Origin of the sequence: Acinetobacter sp. YH16038, from assembly GCF_013417275.1 — a bacterium.
In the GTDB taxonomy this organism is placed as follows: Bacteria; Pseudomonadota; Gammaproteobacteria; order Pseudomonadales; family Moraxellaceae; genus Acinetobacter.
Map to the genome: position 1 here is coordinate 95,517 of NZ_VPEG01000002.1, position 6,879 is coordinate 102,395.

Genomic DNA, 6,879 nt, shown 5'->3' on the forward strand with positions numbered 1-6,879 from the left:
GACATGACCATTCAATCTATGGCGCTCATTGGTACTGGTGTAATGGGCATGGGTATCGCGCAAATCGCAGCCCAGGCAGGTCTGGAAGTGCGCTTATTCGATGCTAAAGCAGGTGCAGCAGAAGCAGGTCTGGCTAAACTTAAAGCTACGCTTGAAAAACTTCAAGCCAAAGGAAAATTCACTGAAGAAGTCCTGAATGAAACTTTGGCACGCTTTAAAATTCTAAACAGCATTGAAGAAGTGGCTGGGGTTGATCTGGTGGTGGAAGCCATTATTGAAAATCTGGACATCAAGCAAAGCCTGTTTAAACAATTGGAAGGTATCGTATCTCCAGAAACCATTCTGGCAACCAATACCTCATCATTGTCAGTGACTGCGATTGCTTCCAATCTTGAGCATCAAGGCCGCATGGCGGGATTCCATTTCTTTAACCCAGTGCCCCTGATGAAAATTGTCGAAGTGATTGCAGGTTTGGCGACCGATGAACAGGTGGTCGCTGATCTACTTGATCTTGCACAACATATGGGTCACTTTGGTGTGCGTACCAAAGACACGCCAGGATTCATTGTCAATCACGCGGGTCGTGCTTATGGTACTGAAGCACTAAAAATCCTGGGTGAAGGTGTAGCTTCTGTTTCTGAAATCGACCGTATTCTGCGTGAAGGTGCCGGTTTCCGTATGGGACCACTGGAATTATTTGACTTGACTGCACTGGATGTTTCTCATCCGGTAATGGAATCGATTTTCAACCAGTATTATCAGGAAGACCGTTACCGTCCAAGCGCTTTAACCCGTCAAATGCTGGCTGGTAAAAAAGTCGGTCGTAAAGTCGGTGAAGGTTTCTATAAGTATCAGGATGGTCAAAAGACCAATGAAGCTCCGGCTCAGATTGCGCCTGAAGTAACTGAATTCAGCCCGGTCTGGATCAAAGCAGATCTTGAACAGGATGCCAGTATCTTGCGTGACTATATCCGTGAGCAAGGTCTGGTTATCGACAGTGCAGAAACTCCGGCAGCTGACAGTCTGATTCTATTGGCCACTTATGGTGAAGACACCACGACTGCAGCGCTTCGTTTTGATGTCGATGCGACTCGTGCAATCAGCATCGATATGCTGACTGATTTTGCCAAGCACCGTACCATCATGCCTTCGATTGCAACTCAAAAAGCCTATATCGACCAGGCACATGCATTGTTTGCTAAAAATGGTCATGGCGTATCGGTAATTGCTGAAAGTATTGGCTTTGTCGCACAGCGCGTATTGGCAATGGTCGTGAATCTGGCTTGTGATATTGCCCAACAACAAATCGCAACTGCAGCCGATATCGATAAAGCAGTAAAACTTGGTCTGGGCTACCCACATGGACCAATTTCATGGGGTGATGTTTTGGGCGCAGAACGTATCCTGTTGATCCTGGAACGTATCCTGACAAATACCGGTGACCAGCGTTACCGTCCAAGTCCATGGGTACAACGCCGTGCCCGTTTAAAACTTTCTCTTCTTCACACTGCAGCAGTTTAAGGAATCAAACTCATGTTAAATGCATATATTTATGATGGATTACGTACGCCATTTGGTCGTCATGCAGGTAGCCTGGCAAAGGTTCGTCCAGATGATCTTGCTGCACATGTGATTAAGGCACTGGTAGAGAAGCATAATTTAGCTGCTGATATTTTTGATGATGTAATTCTGGGTAATACCAATCAGGCGGGTGAAGACAGTCGTAACATTGCACGTCATGCAACGTTATTGGCGGGTCTGGATGTGAAAACGCCAGCACAAACTGTGAACCGTCTATGTGCTTCAGGTTTAGCAGCGGTGATTGATGCAGCTCGTGCGATTACTTGTAATGAAGGGGATATCTTCCTTGCAGGTGGTGTCGAGTCGATGTCTCGTGCACCGTTTGTCTTTGCCAAATCTGAAACACCATTTAGCCGTGATTTTAAAGTATTCGATTCAACCATCGGCGCACGTTTTCCGAACCCTGCCATTGAAAAACAGTTCGGCAATGACACCATGCCGCAAACTGGCGATAATGTAGCAGTAGAATACGGTGTAACCCGTGAAGATGCAGACCAGTTTGCTGCAGCATCACAAGCCAAATATGAAGCAGCTAAACAGGCAGGTTTCTTTGCTGACGAGATCGTGGGTGTTGAAGTGCCTCAAGGCCGTAAATTACCAGCAAAATTGGTCGATCAAGACGAACATCCACGTCCATCTTCTAACTTGGAAGCGCTACAGAAACTACGTCCACTGTTTGAAGGCGGTGTAGTGACTGCGGGTAATGCTTCTGGTGTCAATGATGGTGCAGCAGCGCTAATCATTGGTTCTGAAGCCGCTCAGGAAAAACTGGGCATCCAGCCAATGGCGAAAATCATTGCTTCTGCCGCTGCGGGTATTGAGCCACGCATTATGGGTGCGGGTCCGGTTAATGCGATCAAACTAGCATTAAAACGTGCCAACCTGACTTTGGATGACATGGATATCATTGAAATCAATGAAGCATTCGCATCACAAGTTTTAGCATGTCTAAAAGGTTTAGATGTGGCATTTGACGATGCACGTGTCAATCCAAATGGTGGTGCAATTGCAGTTGGGCATCCACTCGGTGCTTCAGGTGCTCGTTTAGTGCTCAGCACCGCTCGTGAATTGCAGCGCAGCGGCAAAAAATATGCTGTGATTAGTCTGTGTATCGGTGTGGGCCAAGGTCTGGCACTGGTCATCGAACGCGTATAAACAAAGGAAAAACACATGGGTGCATTAGAGGGTATTCGCGTACTGGATTTAAGTCGCGTACTTGCAGGTCCTTGGTGTGGTCAAATCCTCGCGGATTTAGGCGCTGAAGTGATTAAAGTTGAACGTCCTAAAACGGGTGATGATACCCGTATGTGGGGACCACCTTGGATGAAAAATGACCATGGTGAAAATACACGTGAAGCGGCGTACTACCAGTCAGCCAACCGTAATAAAATGTCAGTTGCGATTGATATTTCAACGCCTGAAGGTCAGGAACTGGTCAAAGCACTGGCTGCTGATTCAGATGTGGTGATTGAAAATTACAAAGCGGGTTCATTGAAAAAATACGGTCTGGATTATGAAAGCCTCAGCGCGATTAATCCGAAACTGGTGTATTGCTCAATTACTGGCTTTGGTCAAACTGGCCCTCGTGCACCTGAACCTGGTTATGACTTTATCATCCAAGGTATGGGCGGTTTAATGTCTGTCACTGGTGAGAAAGATGACTTACCGGGGGGCGGACCACAAAAAGTTGGCGTGGCTTTTGCGGATTTGACGACGGGTTTGTACTCGACCATTGCCATTCAGGCTGCTTTGCTGAATCGTCATGTGACTGGCCTGGGTCAGCATATTGATATGGCACTGTTGGATGTGCAGGTTGCTTTGCTGGCAAACCAAGGGATGAACTACCTGGCTTCAGGTAAAATTCCAGGTCGTTATGGTAATGCGCATGCCAATATTGTGCCTTATCAAGTGTTCCGCGCTGCCGACCAAGACTTCATTATTGCCTGTGGTAATGACAAGCAATTTGTGGCCTTGAGCGCTGCAATTGGTTTGCTTGATTTACCGCAAGATCCACGTTTTGTGACCAATGCACTGCGTATTCAGCATCGTGCAGAAATCACAGAGCTGCTAGCCAAACATTTCTTAAGCAATACTGCGAAGCATTGGGTAGAAGCAATTCATGCAGTGAAAGTTCCGGTAGGCCTGATTAATAACCTTGAACAAGCTTTCCAGGAACCACAAGTGCAAGCGCGTAATATGCTGGTTGAAATACCACATCCGTTAAAAGAAAAATTAACGGTGATTGGTTCACCAATTAAATTATCGCGTACACCAGTGGAATATCGTAAAGCACCACCAATGTTAGGTGAGCATACGAATGAAATTCTTTCACGTGTCGTGGATGAGGAAAAACTGGAGGCCCTAAAAGCTCAAGGTATTGTTGGTTAATAAACAAGAAAACCCATAATTCTAATAAAGAAGCAACTTAATCAAAGTTGCTTCTTTGCTATATACAAGATAATTATTTATAATTTCGCAATGCGAAACACTTATTATGAAATTGAAGGACGGTGAAGACATGTCTGATGATGTACCTGAAACCGATCAGTCGGAAGAAAAATTAATTGCGCCTTTGCGCCATGAGTTATTGCATCCGATCGAAGATATGCAGGATGAAAATGACCGTCAATTTATTACAGCTTTAGCACGTGGTCTGGAGTTACTGCGCTGCTTTAGTCCAAAACATCAGCATCTGGGCAATCAGGAACTGTCACAGATGACAGGTCTACCTAAACCGACGATTACCCGTTTAACCCATACCTTATCCCGTTTAGGATATTTAAAGCAGGTTCCGAATTCGAGCAAGTTTCAGCTCTCAGTCGGCGTACTGTCTTTTGGTTATTCGATGCTGTCGAATTTATCCTTGCGATCGGTTGCTCATCCATTAATGAAAAATCTGGCGGACTATGCTGAAGCTGCTGTGGCGATGGCAACCCGCGACCGTCTGAATATGATTTATCTGGATGTAGTGCAGGGTAAGGGGAATGTTACCATGCGTCGTCAGGTAGGAACGCATTTACCGATTCATTTAAGCTCTATGGGACGCGCCTGTCTGGCTGCAATGCCAGAAGATGAGCGTGATTTTCTGCTTGATGCGATTCGCCGTAAACATGCTGAAGAATGGCCACAGATCCAAAAAGATCTGGAGAAGTCATTTAAAGACTATCAGGAATATGGTTTCTGCTTTTCAATCGGTGAATGGCATAAGGACGTGAATTCGGTTGCAGTTCCTTTTGTCCATGAACAGCATGGTCTACTGGTGTTTAACTGCGGCGGTCCAAGTTTTCTCCTCAATGAAGAGAAAATCAAAAATGATATTGCACCACGCTTATTACATATGGTGAATAATATTAGAAATGAATTGGGTTAGAATCTTATAGATAGTTAGATATTACTGATTTTTTATTTAAGAGCAGGTTTTGAAGTTAAATATCTGCTCTTAATATTTTTATAGAATATAGTGATTTTATTTTCGAGTCGAATAAGTACTTAATATTAATTTTTAGTGATCAGATTCTATAAATATAGAAATAAAGTATAACAATAAAAAATAGTTTAAGAAAATCTTAAATATTAATTTAAAAATATTAAATAATTTAGGTGTGATCTATTTTAATCAGAGATATCATTCAGAGTGATACTTAATATATTTATTTTAATAAATTAACTGTTTTTCAATGTGAAGTTTACATTAAAAGTAATAAAAATAAATTTTTAGAAATAAATACTTTCCAAATCTAGAAAAGTAAAAAAACATAAATTTTATAAGATTAAATATAATTTATTTGAATGTAATTTTTTAAAAAAACTAAATATTTTAACTTTATGAGTCTTATTAAACTATGTAAAACAATAACTTAATTTTATTTTATATAAAACTATCAATGAATGATTAGCTATTGTTAAAAAAGTGATAGTTAAACCAGAAATGATTATTATTATCTGTAAAATTATATTGTAAAAAAGTAGAGTAATTGCTTGAAAAATGTTTTTAATAAATCTTTAATTAATACCAACTGTTTAAGTAGGTTTTATAGGGGTTTCCTATGCAGGTTCAAGTTATTTCAAAAGCGGGCGGTAATAATCAATTAATAAAAGAGTATCTGGAAAAAATAGAACTCAACAAAGATTCTGTAGTTCTAGTAGATGTAAAAGTCGAAGATATAGAAAAAATAGAATATATAAACAACCAAGCAGTAATTACTTTGAAAAGTGGTGAAATAATATTGGTTAATCAATTTAATCCGAAAAAGAGTTCATTGATTTTTAGAAATGAACAGTCGGAAATGTTTTTATATGACTTCGAAACTCTCGACTATAATCCTATCGATAAAATTGAACCATTATTATACGGCCACTCAGAAAGTGCATTTATCAATATTTGGCCAATAGCAGGTTTGGGAATAGCGGGCATAGGGTTAATTGCGGGGATAACTGATAATAAAAATAGTAATACTGAAAGTGCCGAACCTAGTCATCCTATAGACGAGCCTACAGATGAAGATAGTTCAGAAGAACCTCCGGTAGGTAGTAATCCGGGTAACTTGGAACCCGAAGAGCCTAAAGATGAAGAACCGGAAGAAGAGCCAAAAACTCCTATTGATAGCAATCTTAATGGTAAAGATGGGGTGGATGGTAAGGATGGCGAAAATGGTAAATCTGCACTGGAACTATTAATAGAAGCGGGTGAGCTGAATGCTGATGCAGATGTTAATGATCTGATTGATTATTTAAAGGGTAAAGACGGAAACAACGGCAAATCTGCGCTTGAATTATTGATTGAAGCCAAAGAATTACCAGAGGGTTCTACTGTAAATGATCTGATTGAGTACCTGAAAGGCACAGACGGTGTGAATGGTGCTGACGGAAAAGACGGTGCTGACGGTGAGAACGGCAAATCTGCGCTTGAATTATTGATTGAAGCCAAAGAATTACCAGAGGGTTCTACTGTAAATGATCTGATTGAGTACCTGAAAGGCACAGACGGTGTGAATGGTGCTGACGGAAAAGACGGTGCTGACGGTGAGAACGGCAAATCTGCGCTTGAATTATTGATTGAAGCCAAAGAATTACCAGAGGGTTCTACTGTAAATGATCTGATTGAGTACCTGAAAGGCACAGACGGTGTGAATGGTGCTGACGGAAAAGACGGTACTGACGGTCAAGATGGTGAAAACGGCCTAACGCCAGAAATTGGTAGCAATGGCAACTGGTGGATCGGCACAGAGGACACAGGTGTTTCTGCGATTGGTGAAATCAGCATCAGCGATGCGGGCACATGGGTCATTAACGGCACAG

5 protein-coding genes are annotated in these 6,879 nt (G+C 41.9%); all 5 read left to right on the top strand.

Features of this window, described 5'->3' with window-relative positions:
• The first annotated feature begins 3 nt into the window (after nt 1-3).
• A complete protein-coding gene (locus FTV34_RS00640) occupies nt 4-1,521 on the top strand; it encodes a 3-hydroxyacyl-CoA dehydrogenase (RefSeq protein ID WP_180068416.1) in 1,518 nt (505 codons plus the stop codon).
• A gap of 12 nt (nt 1,522-1,533) precedes the next feature.
• Entirely contained in the window at nt 1,534-2,736 is a 1,203-nt protein-coding gene (locus tag FTV34_RS00645) for a 3-oxoadipyl-CoA thiolase (protein ID WP_180068417.1), read from the top strand.
• A 15-nt stretch (nt 2,737-2,751) separates the two neighbouring features.
• Nucleotides 2,752-3,969 carry a CaiB/BaiF CoA-transferase family protein gene (locus FTV34_RS00650; protein WP_180003904.1) on the top strand — a complete coding sequence of 406 codons (1,218 nt, stop codon included), beginning with the start codon at nt 2,752-2,754 and terminating at the stop codon, nt 3,967-3,969.
• 130 nt (nt 3,970-4,099) lie between these two features.
• Nucleotides 4,100-4,951: an IclR family transcriptional regulator gene (locus FTV34_RS00655; RefSeq protein ID WP_078389771.1), complete on the top strand. Its 852-nt coding sequence runs from the start codon at nt 4,100-4,102 to the stop codon at nt 4,949-4,951.
• Between the two features lie 676 nt (nt 4,952-5,627).
• The coding region (locus tag FTV34_RS00660) for a BapA prefix-like domain-containing protein (RefSeq protein WP_180068419.1) at nt 5,628-6,879 on the top strand (1,252 nt) is incomplete at its 3' end.

Excerpts from the sequence above, each read along its gene's own strand:
- FTV34_RS00645 (WP_180068417.1), top strand. The coding sequence starts at position 1,534 with ATGTTAAATGCATATATTTATGATGGATTACGTACGCCATTTGGTCGT.
- FTV34_RS00655 (WP_078389771.1), top strand. The coding sequence starts at position 4,100 with ATGTCTGATGATGTACCTGAAACCGATCAGTCGGAAGAAAAATTAATT.
- FTV34_RS00640 (WP_180068416.1), top strand. The coding sequence starts at position 4 with ATGACCATTCAATCTATGGCGCTCATTGGTACTGGTGTAATGGGCATG.
- FTV34_RS00650 (WP_180003904.1), top strand. The coding sequence starts at position 2,752 with ATGGGTGCATTAGAGGGTATTCGCGTACTGGATTTAAGTCGCGTACTT.